20 protein-coding genes are annotated in these 22,245 nt (G+C 67.2%); 9 read left to right on the top strand and 11 right to left on the bottom strand.

From position 1 onward, the window contains the following. On the bottom strand, positions 1 to 866 hold an 866-nt coding region (locus tag BN1056_RS13795), incomplete at its 3' end, for an MFS transporter (RefSeq protein ID WP_210582165.1). 101 nt (positions 867 to 967) lie between these two features. On the opposite strand from BN1056_RS13795, the gene BN1056_RS13790 reads away from it, so the two are divergent. The 3 genes from BN1056_RS13790 to guaA (BN1056_RS13780) all read left to right on the top strand — a co-directional run bounded on the left by BN1056_RS13790 (position 968) and on the right by guaA (BN1056_RS13780) (position 4,804). After that, on the top strand, positions 968 to 1,705 hold the full coding sequence (locus BN1056_RS13790; RefSeq protein ID WP_210582163.1) for a sulfite exporter TauE/SafE family protein: 738 nt from the start codon (positions 968 to 970) through the stop codon (positions 1,703 to 1,705). Between the two features lie 162 nt (positions 1,706 to 1,867). Continuing rightward, complete coding sequence (guaA, locus tag BN1056_RS13785) at positions 1,868 to 3,424, top strand: glutamine-hydrolyzing GMP synthase (RefSeq protein WP_210582373.1); 1,557 nt, start codon at positions 1,868 to 1,870, stop codon at positions 3,422 to 3,424. 396 nt (positions 3,425 to 3,820) lie between these two features. After that, complete coding sequence (gene guaA, locus BN1056_RS13780; RefSeq protein WP_210582161.1) at positions 3,821 to 4,804, top strand: glutamine-hydrolyzing GMP synthase; 984 nt, start codon at positions 3,821 to 3,823, stop codon at positions 4,802 to 4,804. Between the two features lie 10 nt (positions 4,805 to 4,814). On the opposite strand, the gene BN1056_RS13775 is transcribed toward guaA (BN1056_RS13780), so the two are convergent. Next, complete coding sequence (locus BN1056_RS13775) at positions 4,815 to 5,798, bottom strand: aldo/keto reductase (RefSeq protein WP_210582159.1); 984 nt, start codon at positions 5,796 to 5,798, stop codon at positions 4,815 to 4,817. 223 nt (positions 5,799 to 6,021) lie between these two features. Between BN1056_RS13775 and BN1056_RS13770 the strand changes: the two genes are divergently transcribed. Further along, positions 6,022 to 6,546 carry a GNAT family N-acetyltransferase gene (locus BN1056_RS13770; protein ID WP_210582157.1) on the top strand — a complete coding sequence of 175 codons (525 nt, stop codon included), beginning with the start codon at positions 6,022 to 6,024 and terminating at the stop codon, positions 6,544 to 6,546. A gap of 103 nt (positions 6,547 to 6,649) precedes the next feature. Beyond that, complete coding sequence (locus tag BN1056_RS13765; RefSeq protein ID WP_210582154.1) at positions 6,650 to 8,038, top strand: SLC13 family permease; 1,389 nt, start codon at positions 6,650 to 6,652, stop codon at positions 8,036 to 8,038. 370 nt (positions 8,039 to 8,408) lie between these two features. On the opposite strand, the gene BN1056_RS13760 is transcribed toward BN1056_RS13765, so the two are convergent. Together BN1056_RS13760 and BN1056_RS13755 are read right to left on the bottom strand one after the other, a co-directional pair. Continuing rightward, positions 8,409 to 9,257: an SDR family oxidoreductase gene (locus BN1056_RS13760; protein ID WP_210582152.1), complete on the bottom strand. Its 849-nt coding sequence runs from the start codon at positions 9,255 to 9,257 to the stop codon at positions 8,409 to 8,411. A gap of 51 nt (positions 9,258 to 9,308) precedes the next feature. Next, positions 9,309 to 10,184 carry an aldo/keto reductase gene (locus tag BN1056_RS13755; RefSeq protein WP_210582150.1) on the bottom strand — a complete coding sequence of 292 codons (876 nt, stop codon included), beginning with the start codon at positions 10,182 to 10,184 and terminating at the stop codon, positions 9,309 to 9,311. Positions 10,185 to 10,531: 347 nt separating this feature from the next. Between BN1056_RS13755 and BN1056_RS13750 the strand changes: the two genes are divergently transcribed. The 4 genes from BN1056_RS13750 (at position 10,532) to BN1056_RS13735 (ending at position 15,988) form a co-directional block, all read left to right on the top strand. Further along, positions 10,532 to 11,794, top strand: coding sequence for an ATP-binding protein (locus BN1056_RS13750; RefSeq protein WP_210582148.1), 1,263 nt, complete (start codon positions 10,532 to 10,534; stop codon positions 11,792 to 11,794). A 112-nt stretch (positions 11,795 to 11,906) separates the two neighbouring features. Beyond that, entirely contained in the window at positions 11,907 to 12,356 is a 450-nt protein-coding gene (locus tag BN1056_RS13745) for a zinc ribbon domain-containing protein (protein ID WP_210582145.1), read from the top strand. Positions 12,357 to 13,064: 708 nt separating this feature from the next. Next, positions 13,065 to 14,075 (top strand): aldo/keto reductase, encoded by a 1,011-nt coding sequence (locus BN1056_RS13740; RefSeq protein WP_210582144.1) that lies wholly within the window; start codon positions 13,065 to 13,067, stop codon positions 14,073 to 14,075. A 419-nt stretch (positions 14,076 to 14,494) separates the two neighbouring features. Next, positions 14,495 to 15,988 (top strand): ATP-binding cassette domain-containing protein, encoded by a 1,494-nt coding sequence (locus BN1056_RS13735; protein WP_210582142.1) that lies wholly within the window; start codon positions 14,495 to 14,497, stop codon positions 15,986 to 15,988. 146 nt (positions 15,989 to 16,134) lie between these two features. Here the strand turns inward: BN1056_RS13735 and BN1056_RS13730 are convergent, their stop codons facing one another. From BN1056_RS13730 to BN1056_RS13700, 7 genes are all read right to left on the bottom strand, one after another. After that, complete coding sequence (locus BN1056_RS13730) at positions 16,135 to 16,443, bottom strand: substrate-binding domain-containing protein (RefSeq protein ID WP_210582140.1); 309 nt, start codon at positions 16,441 to 16,443, stop codon at positions 16,135 to 16,137. A 157-nt stretch (positions 16,444 to 16,600) separates the two neighbouring features. Then, positions 16,601 to 18,523: an ABC transporter permease gene (locus tag BN1056_RS13725; protein ID WP_210582138.1), complete on the bottom strand. Its 1,923-nt coding sequence runs from the start codon at positions 18,521 to 18,523 to the stop codon at positions 16,601 to 16,603. Then, on the bottom strand, positions 18,520 to 19,317 hold the full coding sequence (locus tag BN1056_RS13720; RefSeq protein ID WP_244671738.1) for an ABC transporter ATP-binding protein: 798 nt from the start codon (positions 19,315 to 19,317) through the stop codon (positions 18,520 to 18,522). Before BN1056_RS13720 ends, BN1056_RS13725 begins: the two co-directional genes overlap by 4 nt. A 112-nt stretch (positions 19,318 to 19,429) precedes the next feature. Then, entirely contained in the window at positions 19,430 to 19,654 is a 225-nt protein-coding gene (locus BN1056_RS13715; protein WP_280516483.1) for an ATP-binding protein, read from the bottom strand. 9 nt (positions 19,655 to 19,663) lie between these two features. Beyond that, complete coding sequence (locus BN1056_RS13710; protein ID WP_210582136.1) at positions 19,664 to 20,425, bottom strand: sensor histidine kinase; 762 nt, start codon at positions 20,423 to 20,425, stop codon at positions 19,664 to 19,666. After that, complete coding sequence (locus BN1056_RS13705) at positions 20,422 to 21,135, bottom strand: response regulator transcription factor (RefSeq protein WP_210582134.1); 714 nt, start codon at positions 21,133 to 21,135, stop codon at positions 20,422 to 20,424. The genes BN1056_RS13710 and BN1056_RS13705 overlap by 4 nt, the downstream gene beginning before the upstream one ends. A 4-nt stretch (positions 21,136 to 21,139) precedes the next feature. Next, on the bottom strand, positions 21,140 to 22,099 hold the full coding sequence (locus BN1056_RS13700; protein ID WP_210582132.1) for a LysR family transcriptional regulator: 960 nt from the start codon (positions 22,097 to 22,099) through the stop codon (positions 21,140 to 21,142). Positions 22,100 to 22,245 lie beyond the last annotated feature (146 nt).

Raw genomic sequence — 22,245 nt, 5'->3', positions numbered from 1 at the left:
TTCCCCGCCAGCAGGACCGGGCCCAGGCACAGCGCGGCCAGTCCGAGTGGCAGTGCTTGCGCAATCTCAAGCATGAGGCCGGCGACGACGGTGCGTCGCACCCGCGGAATCGACAGGTCGCCCCGGCCGATCGGGTGCTGCTCGCCCAAGGTGCCGGTGTCCATCATCACCCAGTCGATGCCGACGGCTGCCTCCAGGTCCCCCATCATGCGGCGTAGCGCGGTGTAGGCGGCCTCGATGCGGCCTTGGGTCACGTACCAGTGCGGGGTCTCCGGGAGCGTGAGGGCGATCAGGAGGCAAGTCAGGCCGGCCAGCAGCGTGACCATCCAGGCGGCGGCGACCCCCTGCCCGGTGCCGAGCAGCGTGGCCAGCACGCCGGCCAGGAGAGCCAGGCCCGCTCCCGCCGGGGCGATAGCGCGCACGCGCGGCATCAGGCGGCGGTGTCCGTGCTCGGCCAGTTCGTGGGCCAGTTTCGGCACCACGATGGCGTCCCCGCCCATTCCCAGGCCGACGACGCCGACGCTCACAACTGCCAGCAGCCGGCCGCCGCAGGCGGCGCCCAGGCAGCCGATGCTGGTCAAACCGGCGCAGACGAGTACTGCCGGGCGGCGCCCGCTCGCGTGCGAGACGCAGTCCAGGACGGGCGCGCCGATCAGGGACCCCAGTGGCAGCGCCGCCAGCAGGAGCAGGGGCGCCCATAGCGCCTCGGCGTCGGCGGAGCCGTGGGCGGTGAGCGCGGCCCGGGCCTCGGCGTCGGCGGCCAAGGACACGCCGACCGCGCCCCAGGCGGCGCCGGAGGCCAGGCCGGAGCTGACAAGTAGGCCCCGCAGGCGCCGTTGCGCCGGGGTGCGTGGTGCGGTCGCCATCAATCGCCTTCCAGCCGGGATGGGTCGCACGTCGGGCGGCGATGCTCGGCATGCGACCATGGGCCCCGTCGGGCGGGGCGCACATCCCTTAGGATGCCTTTGTGCTGACAATGTTGTCCACTCCGACATGGATCATCCTCATCGTCGCCGCCGCCGCGATCGGCCTGGCCAAGACCGCGCTCCCCGGCGCGGCCACACTTGCGGTGGCCCTGTTCGCCACCGTACTGCCCGCCAAGGAGTCCACCGGCACCATGCTGGTGCTGCTGCTCGTGGGTGACGTGCTGGCGATCAGCATGTACCGGCGCGACGCCGACTGGGACACGCTGCGCCGACTGGTACCGGGAGTACTCGCGGGAGTCGTGCTGGGCGCGCTCTTTCTGCGGGTGGCCTCCGATGAGGTCACCAAGAGGTTCATCGGCGTGCTGCTGCTGGCACTGATTGCGGTCACCCTGGTGCTCATGCGGTTGCCGCGGCCGCCGCAGATTCAGGGGCGCGCCGGCCGAGCCGTCTACGGCACCCTGGCCGGCTTCACCACCATGGCCGCCAACGCCGGCGGGCCGGTCACCAGCATGTACTTCCTGGCCTCGCGTTTCCCGGTGGCGACCTTCCTGGGGACCACGGCGTGGTTCTACTTCATTGTCAACCTGGTCAAGCTGCCCTTCTCGATCGGTTTGGGCATCATTCGGCCCGACACGCTGTGGATGGACCTGGCGCTGGCACCGGTTGTGGTGGTCGCGGCGCTAGGAGGGCGCTGGCTGGCCGGGCGCATGGACAACAAGATCTTCGATCCACTGGTGACTGTGCTGACGGTGCTGTCCGCCGCCTACCTGCTGGTGTGAGTCCAGGCGCGCCGGCCGGCGGAGGGAGCGGGACGCGCAGACGCCGTCGAGAGCCCGGGAGATTGTGGCGCTCGCGGACGCCGTCGTCGTCGCACCGGCGGATCCCGCTATCCTGTGCCGGTGACGACATCTCCCCATGGTGCCACCGGGGAGGAGGGCCGGATCGGCCCCGTCCTCGTGGTGGACTTCGGTGCCCAGTACGCCCAGCTGATCGCCCGCCGTGTGCGCGAGGCGAGCGTGTACTCCGAGATCGTGCCCCACAGCATGCCGGTGGCGGACATGCTCGCCAAGCAGCCGACCGCCATCATCCTGTCCGGCGGGCCCGCCTCCGTGTACGCCGACGGCGCCCCGAGCGTGGACCCGGCCCTGTTCGACGCGGGTGTGCCGGTGCTGGGCATCTGCTACGGCTTCCAGACGATGGCTCAGGCCCTCGGCGGCACCGTCGGGCGCACCGGCACCCGCGAGTACGGGCACACCGACGCCGACGTCGACCCCGACTCCTGCCTGTTCGCCGGCACCCCCGTCCGGCAGGCGGTGTGGATGAGCCACGGCGACGCCGTGCAGGCCGCCCCGGCCGGATTCACCGTCACCGCCTCCACCTCGCAGACGCCCGTGGCCGCCTTCGAGGACCCCGCCCGGCGCCTGTACGGGCTGCAGTGGCACCCCGAGGTCATGCACTCGCAGTTCGGCCAGCAGGCGCTGGCCAACTTCCTCCGCGACGGCGCCGGCATCCCCGCCACCTGGACGCCGGGCAACATCATCGACGAGCAGGTCGAGCGCATCCGCGAGCGGGTGGGCGACGCCCACGTCATCTGCGGCCTGTCCGGCGGCGTCGACTCCTCCGTGGCGGCGGCCCTGGTGCACCGGGCCATCGGGGACCAGCTGACCTGCATCTTCGTGGACCACGGCCTGCTGCGCGCCGGCGAGCGCGAGCAGGTGGAGCGCGACTACGCCCGGGGCATGGGCATCCGCGTGATCACCGTGGACGAGTCCGAGCGCTTCCTGACCGCACTCGCGGGCGTCACCGAGCCGGAGGCCAAGCGCAAGATCATCGGCCGGGAGTTCATCCGCTCCTTCGAGGCCGCCCAGCGGCGCGTGATCGCGGAGGTCGGCGCCGCCGGCGGCGAGATCAAGTTCCTGGTGCAGGGCACGCTGTACCCGGACGTGGTGGAGTCCGGCGGCGGTGAGGGCGCCGCCAACATCAAGAGCCACCACAATGTGGGTGGGCTGCCCGAGGATCTGGACTTCGAGCTGATCGAGCCGCTGCGGGCGCTGTTCAAGGACGAGGTGCGTGCGATCGGGCGGGAGTTGGGCGTGCCCGAGGGGATCGTGGCCCGCCAGCCCTTCCCCGGGCCGGGTCTGGGCATTCGCGTGATTGGCGAGGTGACGCGAGAGAACCTGCGGATCCTGCGGGCCGCGGACGGCATCGCCCGCGAGGAGTTGACGGCGGCCGGGCTGGACGAGGAGATCTGGCAGTGCCCGGTGGTGCTGCTGGCCGATGTGCGCTCGGTGGGCGTGCAGGGCGACGGGCGCACCTACGGGCATCCGGTGGTGCTGCGGCCGGTGAGCAGTGAGGACGCGATGACGGCGGACTGGACGCGGCTGCCCTACGACGTGCTGGCCCGCATCTCCACGCGCATCACCAACGCCGTTCCCGAGGTCAACCGCGTGGTGCTGGACGTGACCAGCAAGCCCCCCGCCACCATCGAGTGGGAGTAGCGGGCGACGTCACCCTGTTAGCCAGGGAGAGCTCCTTGAGGAGACGATGACATGGCAGAGGTTTCGCGGCAGCTCGCCGTTGCCTTGGGCCTGGAATAGGCGCAACCTAAAGAGGGTCTTCCGGTTTGGTGCGTGGGAGCTCACGTGCAGGGCTGTGGCCGGGGCGGAAGTGTCAATTTTGATGACAAACACTCTCGATGTCAGCGAGAGCCGACCCGGCACCCGCATGATTCCAACGTTTTGTTCGCTGCCGCCAACGCCCCCGGACTCGTTTGTCATCGATTTTGACATCCTGGGTGCCCGCTCGTCGGGAGCGGTGGTTTCTTCCGCGCCGCCCTGGGGGATGGCAGTAGAGTCGGGCGCGAACCAGCGCACGCGACGATGAAGGAGACCGCCTTGGACTTCACCTCCAACCAGCGCCCCGCCGACATGGAGCGCATCACCACCCCCGAACTGGCGGACGCCTTCATCGCCGAGGCCGTCGACGCCGTGCGCGCGCAGGTCGGCGACGGCAAGGTGCTGCTCGCCCTGTCCGGCGGCGTCGACTCCTCCGTCGTCGCCGCTCTGCTCATCAAGGCGATCGGCAAGCAGCTGATCAGCGTTCACGTCAACCACGGCCTCATGCGCAAGGGCGAATCCGAGCAGGTGATCGAGGTCTTCCGGGACGGGCTGGACGCCAACCTCGTCTACGTCGACGCCACGGACCGGTTCCTGAACCTGCTGGCGGGCGTGGCCGAGCCCGAGGCCAAGCGCAAGCTCATCGGCGCCGAGTTCATCAACGTGTTCGCCGAGGAGGCGGCGAAGCTGGAGGGTGTCGGCTTCCTGGGGCAGGGCACCATCTACCCCGACATCCTCGAGTCCGCCGACGGCGTCAAGGCCCACCACAACGTCGGCGGCCTGCCCGAGGACATGGACTTCGAACTGGTCGAGCCCGTCAAGCTCCTGTACAAGGACGAGGTGCGCGTGGTCGGCCGCCGGCTCGGCCTGCCGGAGTCCATGGTGGAGCGCCAGCCCTTCCCCGGCCCGGGGCTGGGGGTGCGCTGCCTGGGCGCCATCACCCGCGACCGGCTGGAGGCGCTGCGCGAGGCCGACGCCGTCGTCCGCGAGGAGATCGAGGCCGCCGGCCAGGACGTCTGGCAGTACTTCTGCGTGGTGCCGGACATGCGCGCCACCGGCGTGCGCGACGGCAGGCGCGCCTTCGACTGGCCCGTCATCATCCGCTGCGTCAACACCGTCGACGCCATGACCGCCGAGGTTCCCGAGCTCGACTGGGCGCTGCTGCGGCGGATCACCGCCCGTATCCTGGCGGAGGTCCCCGGCGTGTGCCGTGTGGCCTACGACCTCACCCCCAAGCCCGTCGGCACCATCGAGTGGGAGTAGTCGGCAGCTGCTATTCCTTGCCGAAGTTCTCGGGCCTCATCTCAGCGAGGCGGCGATCGATGTCGGCCAGCTCCGCGGCGGTGAGCACAATGTCCGCGGCGGCGAGGTTCTCGCGCATGCGGTCGGGGTTGGTGGTGCCGGCCACGGGGATGAGGTTGGGGCCCTTGGCCAGCAGCCACGCCAGGCAGATCTGAGCCCAGGTGGCGTCATGGGCATTCGCGTACTCGTCGAGCAGCGCATACAGGGGCGCCGCCTGCGCCACGCCCCTGGCGGAGAACTGCGTCATCATGCGACGGTAGTCGTCGCCCTCGCGGAAGAGGCGGTTGGGGTCGGTGCGCGCGGACAGGAATCCCTTCATCAAGGGGGTGAACACGGTGAAGGCGATGCCCAGCTCCTGCGTCACGGGAATCATGGCCTCGTGCTCGCGGCGGGACATGTTGATCACGTTCTGGATGGCGACGACGGGCGTTACGGCGTGTGCGCGGCGCAGGTACTCATCGCCGGTCTCGGAGATTCCCCAGTTGAGCACCTTTCCCTCGGCGATGAGCTCGGCCATGGTCTGGGCCACGGCCTCCGGCTCGGTGTTGGGATCGATGCGGGCCTGATACACCAGGTCGAGGTGGTCGAATCCCAGCTGGCGGAGCGATTTCTCCACCGTGGCGCGAATGGCCGCAGCGGAGGAGTCGAGGGTGAGGCTGTGATCGGCGTTGATGGTCACTCCGAACTTGGTGGCCACGACCACCTGCTCGCGATACGGGGCCAAGGCCGTGCCCACGACCTCCTCGTTGATCGAGGACTTGCCCGACCGGGTGGTGCCGGTGTAGGTAGTGGCCGTGTCGAAGTAGGTGTAGCCGGCCTCGACCGCTTCGCGTACGGTGCGCACGCCGTCGTCGAACTCCATCGCGTACCCGTGCGCATGGCTGATGCCCATACAGCCATAGCCGATTGGTGCGACCTCGAACCCGCTTCCGCCGAGACTGCGCTTGCTCGTCATGCCTCTCCTCCGTGTCGGCCGGGTGCGCGTCAGGTATCGACGTCCTCGGCGTCCTGCAATACGTGTATTGCTCGGATCTTTGATCCGTGTCCAACGCCTATATCTTATAGTTATGCATGTATGACATGTATGGAAGGCTCGGTTGTGAGTTCCTGAGGGTGTGCGAACAGGACTCGCCGCAGGTGCCTTGCAAGGGCGGTATTTTGCCCTAAAATCACGCGTCGTGACGATCGACGACGATGCTGTACTGATTCGGCCACTGCGCCCCGAGGAGACGCCCCTGCTGGAGGACTTCCTGCTGGAGGCCGTATACGTGCCCGAGTACTTCACCGGGCAGGTGCCGCGCAGCGTCATTTACGACGACCCCATGTGCCGCGCCCACTTCGAGGGCTTCGGAACGCTGCCGGATGACCGGGCGCTGGTTGCGGAAGTTGACGGTCGCGTGGTCGGTGCCTGCTGGGTGCGCACCACCGACTGCTACGGCCGTTTGGACGACTCGACGCCGGCATTCGCGATCTCCCTTTACCGGGAGTACCGGGGCCGGGGAATCGGCACCCGAATGCTGCGGTGCATGCTCGAACAGCTGCGGGAGGCCGGCTACGCGCGTGCCTCGCTCGGCGTCGTCAAGGCCAACCGGGCCGTGCACCTGTATGAGCGGCTGGGCTTCCGGATCGTGGGCGACGGCAGCGACGAGACCGAATGGCTCATGGTGCGTGAGCTCCAAGACGCGCCAGCCGCGGCAGGCTGATCCCCTACAGTCGGGGCGCAACGCGGCACTGCCCCGTGAATGCAGGCAGCCGGAGGAGGAACGGTATGAGTCACGCTGAACTCGCCTACTGAAGGGAGCCCGCATGAAGCTCGACAAGCGCGTCGTCGGCCTGTTCGCGGGCGTCCTCGCCTGCGCCCTGGTATGGGTCGCCCCGCTGGACGGGCTCGCGCCCATCTCCGCCGCCGGCCAGCACTGCCTGGCCCTCACCCTCATGACCGTGGTGTGGTGGGCGACGGGCGTGGCCCAGCCCGCCTACGTCTCGGCCGTCTACCTGGCCCTGCTCATCCTCACCGGCACGGCCGACACGGGCACGGTGTTCGCGTCATGGACCAAGATGCAGATGTGGATGGTGATCGGCGCCTACCTGATCGCGGCCGCCGTGAAGGACTCCGGCCTGGGCGAGCGCATCGCCTACTGGTTCGCGCTGAAGTTCGTGCGCGGCTGGAGCTCACTCGTGGTCAGCATCTTCGCGCTCACCTTCATCCTGTCGCTGCTCATCCCGCACCCCTTCCCGCGCGCCTTCATGATCCTGGCGGTCATGCTCGTCATCTGCGACGCCGCCAAGATGTCCCGAGCGGACAAAAACAAGGTGGGTTTCCTCGTGTTTGCGGCGGCCGCGCCCGGCTCCATGTTCTTCCTCACCGGGGACGCGACCCTCAACCCGCTGGTGGCCTCTTACGCCGCCGACGGCTGCTCCTTCATCCAGTGGTTCGTCTACATGTCGGTGCCGATGCTCGTTGCCACCCTGGCCACGTTGGGCCTGGGCCTGGTGCTGTTCCGGCCCGAGATGCAGATGTGTATCGACTTCGACGAGGTGCGCACCAAGCGGGCCGCCCTCGGGCCGGTCAGCACCAAGGAGAAGCGCACAGTCATCTGGCTGGTCATCGCCATCGCCCTGTGGCTGACCGAATCCGTGACCGGGCTAAACATCGGCTTCGTCACCCTGCTGGTGGGCGCCGTCCTGGCGTTGCCCGTGATCGGCGAGGTGATCACCCCGGCGACGTGGAACTCCGTACCCATCAACACCCTGGTGTTCCTCACCGCCGCCATGGGCATCGGCACGGTTGGCGAGGCCACCGGCATGAACGCCTGGATCGCAAGCGTGGTGCTCCCCGCCTCCGTCCCCGATAACGCGCTGGTGCTGGCCCTGCTGATCGCCGGCATCACGGTGATCATCCACATGTTCATGGGCTCGGTCATGGCCGTGCTCGGCATCTGCGTGCCGGCGTTCATTGCCTTCACCGCCGGCTCGGGCGTGAGCGACATCGCGGTGGCCATGATGGTCTTCTCCGCCATCAACATCCACTACATCCTGCCGTTCCACAACCTGCCGATCCTCGTGGGTGAGGGCGAGGACAACGCGGGCTACGGCGCCAAGGAGGCCGTGCGGCTGGGGACCCCGCTCACGGTGGTCGTGTTCGTCGTCGTTGTCGTGGAGGCGATCTGGTTCCACCTGTTGGGACTCATGTGAAAGCGAAGAGCATTCCAATCCGAGATCGCGGTGAGCGGGGCGCGCTGCGAATCCGGAGCCTCGTGCGGGCGCGCCCACGGGACGCCGACCGGGCAGATTGTCCAAAACCGGCACGAACGCTCCTGAAAAGGTCGTCCAGGGGATCCGCATCGTTGGAATCATGCGGCTCGGCTGGTTGCTTCGCAGACGTTTGTGCCGGATTCGGACATTCCACCAGGGAGGAACCAAATGCAGGCAGCCGTCCTGATCCGCTGACCGGCGGCCGGGTGGGGTGGCACGAGCACTCCCAAGCGACGACGGCGGCCGGCCGCTTATGGGGGCGCCATCGACCGCCGTCGTCGGGACTGCGTACCGGTTCGGGCGCTCGGTGTCAGCCGCCCAGCGTGAAGCGGCCGGCGTTGATGGCGGCGATCACGCCACCGTCGATCAGTAGGTCCGTGCCGGTGATGAAGGCCGCCTGCTCACCGAGCAGGAAGGCGCCGGCCGCGGCGATCTCATCGGAGGTGCCCACACGGCGGGCGGGGGAGGCGTCGATCATCGCCTGGTAGCCCTCTCCGGCGGCCCGGAACTCGTCGTAGGCCAGCGGGGTGACGATGATGCCGGGGCTGATCGTGTTGATGCGGGCGCCCCGATCGCCCCAGGAGGTGGCCGCCGCCGTGCGCACCCGCAGATGGTCGGCACGCTTGGAGACCATGTAGGCGACGCCGGAGCTGGCTACGGCGTCGTGCTTGAGGAAGTCGAGTTCGGCGAGTTCCTCTGTGGGTGTCAGTGCCAGCTGACGCTCGACCTCGTCACTCAGCCGCATCATGTAGCCGGTCTGGCTGGAGATGACCAGGCCGGCGCCGCCGCGCGCGATGACGTTGGCGAAGACGTCGATCGCCATGGCGGTGGCCACCAGGTCCAGGGCCACGATGTGCTCGGGCGAGGACTGGTTGGGGGAGGCGCCGGCCGTGTCGATGAAGTACCGGACCTCGCCCAGGGAGGCGGCCTTGGCGGCGAAGGCCTCGACGCTGGCCCGGTCCAGAGCGTCCACCTGCTGGGTGGCCACCTCGTATCCGGAGGCGGCCAGGTCGTGGGCGACGGTCTGAAGGTTCTCGGTGGAGATGTCGCCGAGCAGAATCTGCTTGCCGTTGGCGATGCGGCGGACGATGGCGGTGCCCATGGCACCGGCACCGAGCAGCGCGATGACGGGGCGGTTCTCATTGCGGTCGAAGATCATTGTGGGGTTCCTTTCAAGAAGTTGGCGGGCGGGCTGCTGGGCGCAGAGCGCTCAGTCGGCGGGGGCCCAGGCGCCGAGGTTCTTCTCCTGGTCGGCCAGGGAGACGTTGTAGAAGCGGCTGCCGTTGGCGAGTGCGGCCACGCGCTCCATCTCCGGCTCGGTCAGGGCGAAGTCAAAGATGTCCATGTTGGCGGCAATGTGCTCGGGGTTGGTGGACTTGGGGAAGATGATGTTCCCCTTCTGGATGTGCCAGCGCAGGATCACCTGGGCGGGCGTCTTGCCGTACTTGGTGCCGAGCTCGGCGAAGAGCGGCTCGTCGAGCAGGCCGGCGTCGCCGTGGCCGAGCGGGTACCAGCTCTCGATGAGCGTGCCATAGGGGGCCATGCGCTCGCGCAGCTCGTCCTTCGGGTAGTAGGGGTGGCACTCCACCTGGTTGACCGACGGCTTGATGGTGGCTGCTGCCATCAGGTCCTCTAGGTTGGCGGACTCGAAGTTGGAGATTCCGATGGACCGCACCTTGCCGGCCGCGACGGCGCGCTCCATGTCCTTCCAGGCGCCCTTGTAGTCGCCGAACTGCTGATGGAGCAGCAGCAGGTCGATGTAGTCGGTGTCCAGGCGCGCAAGCATCTTGTCAATGGCCGCCGCGGTGGCACCCTCGCCGTACTCGCTGGGCCACAGCTTGGTGGTGATCCATATGTCTGAGCGGTCGATGCCGCTGGCCTTGACCGCGCGGCCCACGGAGCGCTCGTTCTGGTAGGCGTGCGCGGTGTCGATGTGGCGGTAGCCCAGCCGCAGGGCCTCGGCGACGGCGGTCTCGGTGGGTTCGCCGTCGGGCACGAGGTACACGCCCATGCCGAACTGGGGGATGCGGTTGCCGTCGTTGAGGGTGAGGTAGGTCTGGTGCTTCAGGCTCGATGCGGGGGCCATGCGGGAGTCCTCTCTGCTCGTCGGTTGGTTCGTACTCAACCTAGGAGCGCGCGGGCGCGGCGTCGATGGTCTCTTTCGGTACGAATGGGTGGATAAGCAACTCGGAAGGCAACTTGGTGCCGTTAACTGCTGCGGCCCGGTCTCGGGGCGAGCAGCGGTATGCGGCCGAGGAGTAGAGCGTCCCCTCTGGTGATGCGACTCGACTGGCCCTACCTGCTCGTCGTGACGCCAAAACTCCGACTGGAATGACGCCATATGCCTGGTTGAAACGACGCCAACTGCCCGGTTAGAATGAAGTCAACTCCAGGATTGGAGTGGGTTTCGCGCTGGATCGCAGGAGGAAGTCGATGGCGGACGTGAGCTACCGGCATCGTGTCGTTGACCCGCTTATCAGCGAGATCCTGGGCTACTCAGGTGGTCTTCTCATCGAAGGCGTGCGTGCCTGCGGCAAGACCATGACCGGACGGCAGCATGCCGCATCCGAGGTCGCTCTGGACTCGGGCCTGCCGCAGATACGCGCTGCGCTTGACCTTGATCCTGCGCTGCTGCTGGAGGGGGATTCTCCCAGGCTGATCGACGAGTGGCAGCTTGCGCCAGACCTGTGGAACGCGGTACGGCGGGAGGTTGACGCCAGGCAACGCCCCGGACAGTTCATACTCACCGGTTCCTCGGTTCCCGCCGAGGATGCTACGCGGCACTCTGGTGCCCACCGGATCTCCAGGGTGCGTCTGCGTCCGATGACTCTGTTCGAGCGCGGCCTGGGTGCAGGGAACGTTTCGTTGACGGCACTGTTCGACGGCGAGGAGCCGCCACCCGCGCTTGACTCCGGCACGAGCGTCCGGGAGGCGCTGGATGCGCTGGTTCACGGCGGCTGGCCGGGCGACGTCGATGCCACCACCGCGCAGGCACAGCGGCATCTGCGCGACTATGTGGAGGACGTCGTCAACATCGATATGGGGCGGCTCGATGGGGAGCCGCGCCGCGATCCGATCAGGTTGCGAGCGCTTCTGCGCTCGCTTGCGCGCCATATCGCCACCGAGGCTTCGTTCACCACCATCGCGAAGGACGTGACGACTCAGACGCTTAGCGCGGAGACGGCAGCGAGCTACATCAATGCCCTTAGGCGGCTCTTCGTTGTCGAGGAGCAGCCTGCGTGGGCCCCGCACTTGCGCTCACGCTACGCCGTGCGTACCTCGTCCAAGCTCCATTTCGTGGATCCTGCCCTGGCCGCAGCCATCACCGGGACCTCGGCGGAGCGCCTGATGCAGGACTTGGAGACCACCGGGTTGTGGTTCGAGTCGCAAGTTGTGCAGCATCTGCGCACCTTCGTCGAGTTGCGGGGCGGGCATGTCTACCACTATCGGGACAAGTCGGGAAAGGAGGCCGACGCCGTCGTCGAGTTCGACGACGGACGTTGGGCTGCTTTTGAAGTCAAATTGGGACAACGGCAGATAGCGAAGGCCCAGAACTCCCTAGCCGCGTTCGTGGCGGACATCGACACGCGACGTACGCCCGCGCCGGTCTTCACCGCCGTCGTGACCGCCGACGGGCCCACCATGAAGCTGGCAGACGGCGTCCTCACCTTTCCCCTGAGCGCCCTGCACCCGTGAGCAGCTATTGGGGAAGCGGGGGGGATGCAACAACTCGTTGCTCGACGGGGCAGGTCGGCTGTGCTGTTCTTATGTGGCGGCATCACCGGGAGCCGCGGAACAGGAGAACGACATGGCAATCGGAGAAGTCATCGCCGAGGTTAGGGCGTCGCGGGGGATGACGCAGGACGAACTGGCGCAGCGGGTCATGGTGACCCGGCAGGCGATCTCGCGCTGGGAGACCGGCGCCACCACGCCTGGCATCGACATGTGCAAGCTGCTGGCCACCGCGCTGGACGTGCCGGTCACCCGCCTCCTCGAGGCGCCGCCCGGGCCGCACTGCCAGAGCTGCGGCATGCCCATTCCGAAGGAGGAGCAGCACGGCAACGAGATCGACGGGACCAAGTCCGAGGACTACTGCGCCTGGTGCTACCAGGACGGCGCCTTCGTCGGCCCGGAGACCCTGGAAGAACTGATCGAGTACAGCGCCCCGTACATGTCCGAAGGCGTGCACATCACCGAGGACGAGGCCATCTCCTACATGAGCGCGGTGCTGCCGCATCTGCGGCGTTGGCAGGAGTGACAAGGCGCGAAACTGCATGTGTTGGGGTGCGGTGGCAGCGGCAGGCTCGTTCGCCAGGGCCTGCTGGGGCGCACGCCCCAGGGCGGAGGCAGAAATGTCCAGATTCGGCAGAAACGCCGTCGATGCCAGTGCAGCCTGATGCGGCATCCGCATGATTTCAACGTTTCGCTCGCGTTTGCTGACGTGTCTGGCGCCGTTCGTGCCGTTTTTGGACATTCCGCTACGGCCTGCGCCGGGATCGGTCCGTCGGAACCGGCTGCTGCGATGCGCTCGCACCTGAACACCGTCCGCCTTTCCCGGCCGACGCACTCTCGAACCGGAGGAGCCGCCAACGGTGTCCTCGACTTCGCGCGGTATGTACACGGCAGCGCTCCTCTCCTGGAAGAAGCCGCTCATGACCCACAAGGTCGGTCGAATTCGGGAACGCTATTCCCGGATTTCGCCGCTCGTCGCTGCCGTCCGGCGTACGGCGCGTTGGTCTGGCCCGGTCGGGCCGTGATGTGACTCCTCGCGTTTGACGGTGTGGTGCCATGCGGCCGTGGGCTGGGGTCTGTCCGAGCCGCCGGGGTCTGCGATATCGGGCCGCCGCGAGGGGCACTGTCAGAACCTGGCGGTGCGGGCACCGCTCGGGGCACGCTAAGGCCAGGGCGACGGCGCCGCCCCGCGCCCGAACGCGCAACCGACTCACGTACCCAAGGAGACTCTGACATGGAGTACACCAAGCTCGGAACCACGGACATCACCATCCCCCGCCTTTGCATCGGCGGCATGAGCTTCGGGGAGGTCTTCCCCGACTCCCACCAGTGGTCCATCGACCAGAGCGCCACCCAGGAGGTGATCGCCCGGGCACTGGAGCTGGGCGTGAACTTCATCGACACCGCCAACGCCTACGCCCGCGGCACCAGCGAGGAGTTCATCGGACAGTCGCTGAAGAACCTCGGCGTCAAGCGGGAGGACGTGGTGCTGGCCTCCAAGGTGTACTTCAACGAGGGACACCTCTCCCGGGAGGCGATCAACCGGGAGATCGAGGGCTCACTGAAGCGCCTGGGCACCGACTACCTGGATCTGTACATCATCCACCGCTTCGACTACGACACCCCGATCGAGGAGACCATGGAGGCGTTGGACGGCCTGGTGAAGGCGGGCAAGGTCCGGGCACTGGGCGCCTCGGCCATGTACGGCTACCAGCTGCACAACCTGCAGCTGGCCGCGGATGCGAACGGCTGGACCCGCTTCGCCTCCATGCAGAACCACTACAACCTGCTCTACCGCGAGGACGAGCGCGAGCTGATCCCCGTGTGCCAGCAGTACGGCATGTCCCTGACCCCCTACAGCCCGCTGGCCTCCGGTCACCTGACCCGCCGCACCTGGGACTCCGACTCCGTGCGCTCGACCACCGACAAGGTCATGAGCAGCAAGTACGACCGCGACCGTGAGATCGACATGCCCATCATCGAGCGCGTGGCCGAGACCGCGGACAAGCACGGCGTGCCCATGGCGGATGTGGCGCTCGCCTGGCACTGGGCTCGGGGCGTGGCTGCGCCGCTCGTCGGCTGCTCGCGGCCCAGCCGGGTCGACGACGCCGTGCGCGCCCTGGACCTGAAGCTCACCGCCGAGGAGATCGCCTACCTGGAGGAGCCCTACCAGCCCCACGAGTTGGTCGGCCCGCTCGCCCGCCCCGGCGACAAGCCGCTCGCTGGCACCAGCGTGAGCAAGTAACCGAATCACGATCAGAATCGCTCCGCCCCGGCAGTGGCTGATGCTCTCGCCGGGGCGGAGTCACGCCTCGCACGTCGACTGCACACCCGCGGCGGAGGACTGTCGAAGGCGGGAAAGACTGCGACAGGGCTGGACGGGCGCGCGCCTGCCCAGTAACGTCGGGCCCATGAGGAAGTAGCGATGCCCCACGGGCGCACGGAATCAGACTCAACCCATGAGGCCGTGCCCGGGGTGCAGCGTCGCTGACCTCCATACCGATTCGTCGTCGGCCTGAGCCCCCGCACCGACCGGATGAATGCCGGACCCGCCTCGACGGACGCGGCATCCTCCGCGCAAGTACGGCCTCGTCTGACAGTCCTCGTTGCGAAACTGCGAACAGCCTGCACCGCCGCACGGCCTCCTACCCCCAGGAGGCCCGCATGCAGCTCACCCTGTCCGATATCCACCACACCTACCCCGGCGCCGCCTCTCCGGCGCTGGCCGGCGTAACCGCCACCTTCCCGGCCGGCTGGACCGGCGTCGTCGGCGACAACGGCTGCGGCAAGACCACCCTCGCCCGCATCGCCTGCGGGGAGCTGAAGCCCGACGCCGGCGCAGTGGCTCCGCGGCTGGTGGCCCACTACTGTGCTCAGGACGCCGCCGCGCCACCGCCAGCACTGATGGACTTCGCCTGCGCCTATGACGAGGTTGCCATGCGGTTGCGCCGCGACCTCGGCGTCGCCGACGAGTGGGCCTGGCGCTACGACACGCTCTCGGGCGGACAGCGCAAGCTGGTCCAGGTCGCCTGTGCGCTGTGGGAGCAGCCGGACCTGCTGGTGGTTGACGAGCCGACCAACCATGCCGACGCCGCGGCCCGCGCGGCGATCCGTGCCGCCCTGGCGCATTTCAACGGCGTCGGCGTACTCATCTCCCACGACCGGGCCCTGCTGGACGCCCTGTGCGCTCAGTGCCTGTTCATGAACGCCGGTACCGCCGTCATGCGGCCGGGCGGTTACACGCAGGGCTTCGCCCAGGCCGAGCTGGAGCGGGAGGGCGCCGTCCAGCGCCGTGAGGCGGCCAAGCGGGAGCAGCGGCGCCTGGCCCGAGAGACCCAACGACGCCGCGAGGAGGCTTCCCGCACCGCCTCCCGCCGCTCCGCCCGCAACATCGCCAAGCACGACAACGACGCACGCTTCCGCCGACGCTTAGCGGTGGTGACCGGACAGGACGGCAAGACGGGCCGGCTCGCATCTCGCATGGAGGCCCGGCTCGACCGCGCGAACGCCCAGGTGGAGGCCATGCACATCGACAAGCGCTACGACGCCGACCTGTGGGTCGACTCCGCCCCGAGTCGCCGTCCGGTGCTGCTGCGCACACAGCCGCTCGCCCTGCCCCTGGGGGAGGCCACAACCCTGCGCACGCCGGCGCTGCACCTGGACAGTCGCGACCACGTGGCACTGGTGGGTGACAACGGCACCGGCAAGACCACGCTCGTCCGCGCCCTGCTGGCGCGGCTGCCGGAGGATACGGCGCGGCTGTATGTGCCCCAAGAACCCGACCGGGCGGCGCGGGAAGCGACGCTGGCGCGCCTGGCCGGGCTGGACACTGAGCGCCGCGGCCGCGTGCTGTCGATCGTGGCCAGGCTCAACTCCTCGCCGGAGCGGGTTCTGGCGGGGGAGGAGGTCAGCCCCGGCGAGATGCGCAAACTCATGCTCGCCCTCGGCGTCCTCGACCGGCCGGAGCTCATCGTCATGGACGAGCCCACCAACCACCTGGACATCGGCTCCATTAGGGCGCTGGAGGGGATGCTCGCGCCATTCCCGGGGGCGCTGCTGCTCGTCTCCCACGACGCCGCCCTGGTGGAGGCGACCACCACCATAACCTGGCGGATCGGCAGGGAGAGCGCGGAAGAACTGCGGCTGGCCTTGGAGTAATCGGCGACTCGCCGGGGAAACGGGAGAGTCATTGGGACGCAGTCGCGAAGCCAACCCGGCTCAGTGAATCAGCGACCCTGGGGATACTACGTGTGGCGGCCGGACGGGGAGTATGCCCCGCCCGGCCACCACGTCGTTCGGTTCTCTCAGTCGTACAGGAGCACCGAGATGTCCTCATCATCGATGTTGGAGGAGTCATACCAGTGGGAGCCGGTGTCCACGTCCGCAACGCTATCACTATGCGCTGCCTGCACGGTGAGGGTGACCGCCTGGTATCCCATCTGGTAGGGGTCCTGAGTCACCGAGCCGAGGAAGGCCCCGGAACGCACCGCGTCCTTCTGCGAAGTGCCGGCGTCGAAGCCCACCACCAGCAGGTCCTTGTAGCGGCCGGAGTCACGGTCCAACTGGGAGGCGTCAGCGGTGGCGCTGATGACGCCATTGACGGCGTGGTCCAACGCCGCTGTCCGGAAGCGTCGACCGCACCGGCGAGGCCGTCGAGCTTCTCCAACTCGGTCACGAGGGTGGCGGTGAAGCCGTCCACACGCTGGACGATCGAGCCGGATGATCGACTCGATCTCCCCACATCCTGAGGTGCCCGGAATACGCGCCCGCCTACTGCGGATCTTTCAGGAAGATGCGCACCTTGGCCGAGAAGCGACTGCTCAGGAAGGCGAAGTAGCCGGCCTGCAGGGCGAGCAGCGGGATGAGGATGATCAGGAAGCGCCCGTACAGGAGCCGGGAGGCGATCCGTGCCATCACCAGGTAGTTCATGGCGAAGCCCGTGTTGACGACCGCCAGCAGCACCGGAACGGTGAACAGTACCAGCAGTTGCCTGCGCTGCACGCGCAGAATCTCCCGCAGCGACATGCCCATGCGGTGCAGGTTCCGTGTGATCGGCAGGTTGTCTCGCACGCTGGAAACCAGCCGGAAGTAGATCAGGCTGGCCGAGGCGGCCATGAAGACCGCGGAGAACAGCACGCCCACGTAGGTGAAGATCTGGTGGCTGAACTCGTCGGCGTCGATCTCATCAATGCGCGGGATGAACAGGAAGTTCTCGCCATCAGCCATCCCGACGCCGATCGTATTGCGCACGGTGGTGGAGAAGGCGCGGGCGCCGGAGTCATATTGTGCGTCGTCGAAGTCGAACAGGTGGGCACGCATGGAGGTCGTGTGCGGTTGCTGGGAGATCTCCTGCAGCGTCTGGTCGGCGACCACGTAACAGTCAATGTTGCGCGGATTGTCGAGCAGCCGGGTGCCGGCGCCTACCACCTCGAGCTCGCCGACGCCATCCACGCCGACCGTACTCCCGGTTGTTTCGCTCGCCCCACTGATGTCGAGCGCCTGGCCGGCCGCCAGGTCGGGGTGCTCTCCGGTCACCCGGCCGTACTCCTCCTCGGATACGAACTTGGTGTCCACCAGACCCACATCGTCTCCTTCTCCCAGGAGGATGAAGTCCAGCGTGTACTGCTGATGATCGATGCCGTTGCCGTCCAGCTCCCGCTCAATGAGCGCGAGGTCCCCTGCCTCCCGATCGCTGTCGCCGAAGGCGTAGTAGGTGGCGGCGAACGGAGTGCTGTCCGCAACATCGGTGCGGACGGACATGGTCAGGGAGATGGATGCGGTGACGGCGCAGAAGGCCGCGGTGAGCAGCATGGTGGAGATGAACATGGAGGTCACCCCGCTCTTCAGGCGGTACAGCAGCCCCGAGACCCACAGCGCGTTGCCGCCGCGCAGGTAGCGGCGTGAGTGCTTCTGTATACCGGTGATGGCCAGGAAGGCGAACTGGCTCAGAATCAAGAATGTGCCCACCATGAAGCACCCGATCAGCACGTAGTTCAGCGTCTTCTCCAGTACGTGGTCGATCAGCGCCGGGGCGGATCCTGCATAGCGCGGGTAGAAGGTCAACGCGTATCCGAGTAGCAGCACCACCGCCCCGACAACGGCCAGCGGGCCGGAGAAGCGCACGCCCTTGGCCTCGTGCCCCGGGGAGGAGAGCAGCTCGAGTATGGGGCGCCGGGACAGGCCGCGAACCAGGAGCAGGGTGACCAGCATGAACACCACCGCGAATCCGATCGCCGTATCGCGAATCGGTGCCAGGGGCGTCTTCCAGGTTATGTTGGACAGACGGACGATGCGCGCCATGATCAGCACCGACAGATGGCCGAAGGCCGTCCCCACGAGCATGCCGACCACAATGGCGCTGGCCCCGATCAGGGAGTTCTCCGCCAGCAGCATGCGCCGCAACTGGCGGCGCGACATGCCCATTGCCCGCAGTGTGCCGAAGGTGCGTCGGCGCCGATACACGAAGGAGTAGATCGAAAGCGACAGGAACATGACCGCGAACACGAGCACGATCACCGAGGCCATCCCCATGAACAACTGGATGCTACTGCCGTCCTGATCCAGCTCGGGGTGGTCGGCGTTGACGGCGAAGATGAAGAAGATCGTGACGGTGAAGACGCTGCTCAACCAGTAGGCGATGTAGGTCTCCGTATCGCGCAGAACATTGTGCTTCGCGAACTGCCAGAGGGTCATCGTCCCTCACCGCCGATGAGCTTGAGGACGTTCAGGATCTCATCGTAGAAGGCCAGTCGGTCGTCCTCCCGATACAGCTCGGAGTGCACGGCGCCGTCCTTGATGAACACCACCCGTTTGCACCAGCTCGCCGTGCGTGCATCATGGGTGACCACGATGGTGGATACCCCTTGGCGCTCGTTGAGATCGGAGAAGATACGCATGACGTCCTGCGCGGCCGCGGAGTCGAGATTCCCGGTCGGCTCGTCCGCGAGCAGCAGCTGCGGTCCGTGAATGATCGCCCGCCCGATGGCTGCCCGCTGCGCCTGACCGCCCGAAACCTCATGCACCCGGTGGGCCAGGACATCCCCGATGCCGAGCTGCTCCGCCACCGCCCGGGAGCGGCGTCGCATGCGGGCGGGGCTCTCATCCGCTGCCAGCATGAGCGGCAGCATGATGTTCTCCTGAATGGTCAGCGTGTCCACCAGGTTGAAGTCTTGAAACACGAACCCCAGCCGTGTCCGCCGGAAGACTGCGGCCTCCTCCTCGCTCAGGTCGGCCGGATTCTGACCTCCTACGCGTACGGTGCCCGAGGTGGCCGGCAGGATTCCCGCCACCAGATTCAGGACCGTGGACTTGCCACTGCCCGAGGGCCCCATGATTGCCACCAGTTCGCCTGCGCCTATGCGCAGCGAGAGCTGATTGACGGCCTTGACTCTGACCGTGTCCCCGTAAATCTTGCTCACGCCCTCCAGCGACACCACGGCCGGTCCGGGCTCGTGTGTCACGGTGTTTCGCATTGCCGTTTCAGTCATTGCTTGCCCCTTCCGTGTGTTCGGCAACTGCCGTTAAAGCTATTGCCCGTACGGGGCGCGAACCATCGAAGCGGGTGACGGTGGGTGACAATCGCTGTCACCTGCGGTGTGGTCAGGCAACCGCGGCTGTGCTTGTGCCGAAGCGCACGGTGACGGTGGTTCCATCATCGACGGCCGAGGTGATCTGCAGCGAGTGTCCGAGGCGTTCGAGCACCTGCTTGACCAGGTACAGGCCCACCCCGGAGGACTGCGAGCCCGCTCGACCATTTGAACCGGTGTAGTACAGGTCGCATACGCGTGGCAGGTCGCGGGGACGTATGCCGCAGCCGGTATCAATGACACTCAGCTACGCTCCCTCCGGTCGGGCGCCGATGCGTACCTCCACCGAGGATCCCGGTTCGGAGAACTTAACGGCGTTGTGGATCAGCTGGTCCGCGACGAAGCCGATCCACTTGCGATCCGTGTTCACCACGACGTCCTCACCGGTGCAGGCGACGCTCACTTCGCTCTGCAGGAACAGCCGCTGATTCTGTTGCATGACCGCACGTGCCAGATCATTCAGGTGCACCTGCTCGGTCACCAGATCGTTCTCGAAGCGCTCGATCCGGGCCAGACTCAGCACCAGATCCAACTGCCGCTGCAACCGGTCGAGCTCACAAAGAACAGGGAAGGGATCACGGCTCCCCTCGCCGTCCTGCACCAGCAGACGGATGACACTGAGCGGCGTCTTCATCTGGTGCACCCACTGGACGATGTGGGTGCGCCACTGCTCGGTCGCCGCCTGCTGCTCCGTGAGCAGCCCCAGGTAGCGCTGATAACTGGCGTTGCCGTGTTGGATGATGGCATTGACGAGCGGATCGGTGGACTCCTGTCCGAGCAGCTCCTCCAGGACCCGGCCCGGGGAACCGAGCCAGCGATACAGCCGCCGACGTCGGAAATACCGCACCGTAAGGGTCGCTACCAGCAGAAAACCGGACAGGCACAAGAAGTAGGTCATGCCGCCGGTGGTGTTGAATCCGCCGACACCTTGGTAAAGCGGTAGCAGCCCTCCCACAACCAGGACGAATAGCATCACGATGCCCAGGTGCTCGCGCAGAAACAGTCTCACGTGGTGCCTCCGCCACGCTCATCCGCGCCGACGACGAGCCGGTATCCGTATCCGCGCACGGCTCTGAGCTCAACTTCGACACGGTGTCCTGAGAGGCGGCCGCGTAGCCGGCGAATATTGACGGTGAGGGTGTTGTCCTCCACGTAGGCGGCGTCCTCCCAGGCGGAGGCGACTAGCCGATCGCGTGAGGCCGCATCGGGATGCGCCTGCATCAGAGCCTGCAGCAGTTTCGCCTCCGTGAGTGACAGCTCGACCTCCTGGCCGCCGATGGCCGCCAGCTGCCGCCCGGGGAACAGTATTAAATCCCGCACCGTGAGCGCGTCCTCGGCATCCGCGGAACTCAAATCCCCGTAGGCGCGTCGAATCACACCACCGACCTTGGCCAGCAGCAGCTCCGGGTCGAAGGGTTTGGTCAGATAGTCGTCTGCGCCCGCTTCGATGCCTCGGACCTGGTCGCCGGTGGCGTCCCGGGCGGACACGATGATGATAGGGATTTTGGAGACCTCCCTGATGCGGCGACACCAGTAGAAACCGTCGTAGCGCGGCAGGTTCACGTCCAACAGGACGACGTCCGGATCGACGCGCTCGACCTCGTGCAGCAGGTTTCCGAAGTTGGATGCCGCGGTGCAGTCGTACTGGTAGCGCTCTAACAGGCCGATGATGCCGCGTGCCAGCGCCGCATCATCCTCCGCCACCAGAACTCTGTACACGTGCTCAGCTCCTTCTTGGTGTTCTCGAGGTCGACCGCGGCCGCACTGACAGGCTAGTGGATGGTGCGAGCGTGTCGTCGTCGGCCAGCGAGGCGCGCAGCCGTTCCAGGAAGCGCTCCGCCATGGGGGATTGGGCCTGCTGCCGCCGCCAGATGAGGTACATCCGCGACTCGAGTGCCGGCTCCAGCGGGCGGAAGGCCAGTCCGCTGGAGGGGCTGGTGTCCACCAGGCGGTCGAAGGTGAGCAGGTAGCCCAGGCCCTCGCGGGCGAAGACCGCGCCGTTGTAGGGCAGGCGGAAGGTGCCCTCAAGTTGCAGCTCGCCCATGCGGCTGCCGGCCCAGGCCGGGATGTCCCGTGCCCAGGACTGCTCCGAGCAGAAGAGCGGTAGTCCCGCCAGGTCGTCCACGGTGACGGCCTTCTTGCCGGCCAGGGCGTCGTCGTGCCGCAGCACCACGCCCCACCTGTCCGCCACGGGCAGGGGCAGCGTCTCGTACCGGCTGAAGCGCTCGCCGTCGGGCTCCTCGACGATCGCCGCGAAGTCGAGCAGGCCCCGGTCCAGCTTCTCGGTGACCTGCTCGGTGTCGCCGCTGGTGACGTGGTAGCGCAGCCCGGGGCACTCCTGCTTGAGCAGCTTGAGCTGGCGGGCGAGCAGACCCACCTGGTAGGACTCGGCCAGCCCCAGGTACAGGTCGCCTCCGGTGACGTCGCCCAGGGTAAGGAAGTCGGCCTCTATGCGGTCTGCCAGGCCGATTAGATCCTCGGCCCGTTCGCGCAGCAGTCGGCCCTCCTCGGTGAGTTCGATGCTGAAGGAGTGCCTGACGAACAGCTTGTGCCCCAACTCCCGCTCCAGCGCCTTCATCTGCTTCGAAAGCGTCGGCTGCGAGACGTGCAGCTGTGCGGCGGCTCGGGTCATGTTCTCCTCCCGGGCCACGGCGGCGAAGTACCGCAGTGTGCGTATCTCCATGTCGAACAAGATATGCCAAGACGGCATGTCAGGCATGACAAACGGTCATTAGCGTCATGTTGCCCGAGTGGTTAATTTAGATGCCGGAGGCGCTACGCACCGTAACGGGGCGCCACGCACAGCCACAGATACAGAGAACGGAGCAT

It is taken from the genome of Actinomyces succiniciruminis (assembly GCF_900002405.1).
GTDB lineage: Bacteria > Actinomycetota > Actinomycetes > Actinomycetales > Actinomycetaceae > Actinomyces > Actinomyces succiniciruminis.
This window is presented reverse-complemented; position numbering and strand designations above follow the sequence as displayed.

Coding starts and splice junctions, on each gene's coding strand:
- BN1056_RS13750 (WP_210582148.1), top strand. CDS start 10,532: ATGGCGGACGTGAGCTACCGGCATCGTGTCGTTGACCCGCTTATCAGC.
- BN1056_RS13740 (WP_210582144.1), top strand. CDS start 13,065: ATGGAGTACACCAAGCTCGGAACCACGGACATCACCATCCCCCGCCTT.
- BN1056_RS13775 (WP_210582159.1), bottom strand. CDS start 5,798: ATGACGAGCAAGCGCAGTCTCGGCGGAAGCGGGTTCGAGGTCGCACCA.
- BN1056_RS13720 (WP_244671738.1), bottom strand. CDS start 19,317: ATGACTGAAACGGCAATGCGAAACACCGTGACACACGAGCCCGGACCG.
- BN1056_RS13760 (WP_210582152.1), bottom strand. CDS start 9,257: ATGATCTTCGACCGCAATGAGAACCGCCCCGTCATCGCGCTGCTCGGT.
- BN1056_RS13755 (WP_210582150.1), bottom strand. CDS start 10,184: ATGGCCCCCGCATCGAGCCTGAAGCACCAGACCTACCTCACCCTCAAC.
- BN1056_RS13700 (WP_210582132.1), bottom strand. CDS start 22,099: ATGGAGATACGCACACTGCGGTACTTCGCCGCCGTGGCCCGGGAGGAG.
- BN1056_RS13735 (WP_210582142.1), top strand. CDS start 14,495: ATGCAGCTCACCCTGTCCGATATCCACCACACCTACCCCGGCGCCGCC.
- BN1056_RS13745 (WP_210582145.1), top strand. CDS start 11,907: ATGGCAATCGGAGAAGTCATCGCCGAGGTTAGGGCGTCGCGGGGGATG.
- BN1056_RS13725 (WP_210582138.1), bottom strand. CDS start 18,523: ATGACCCTCTGGCAGTTCGCGAAGCACAATGTTCTGCGCGATACGGAG.
- BN1056_RS13765 (WP_210582154.1), top strand. CDS start 6,650: ATGAAGCTCGACAAGCGCGTCGTCGGCCTGTTCGCGGGCGTCCTCGCC.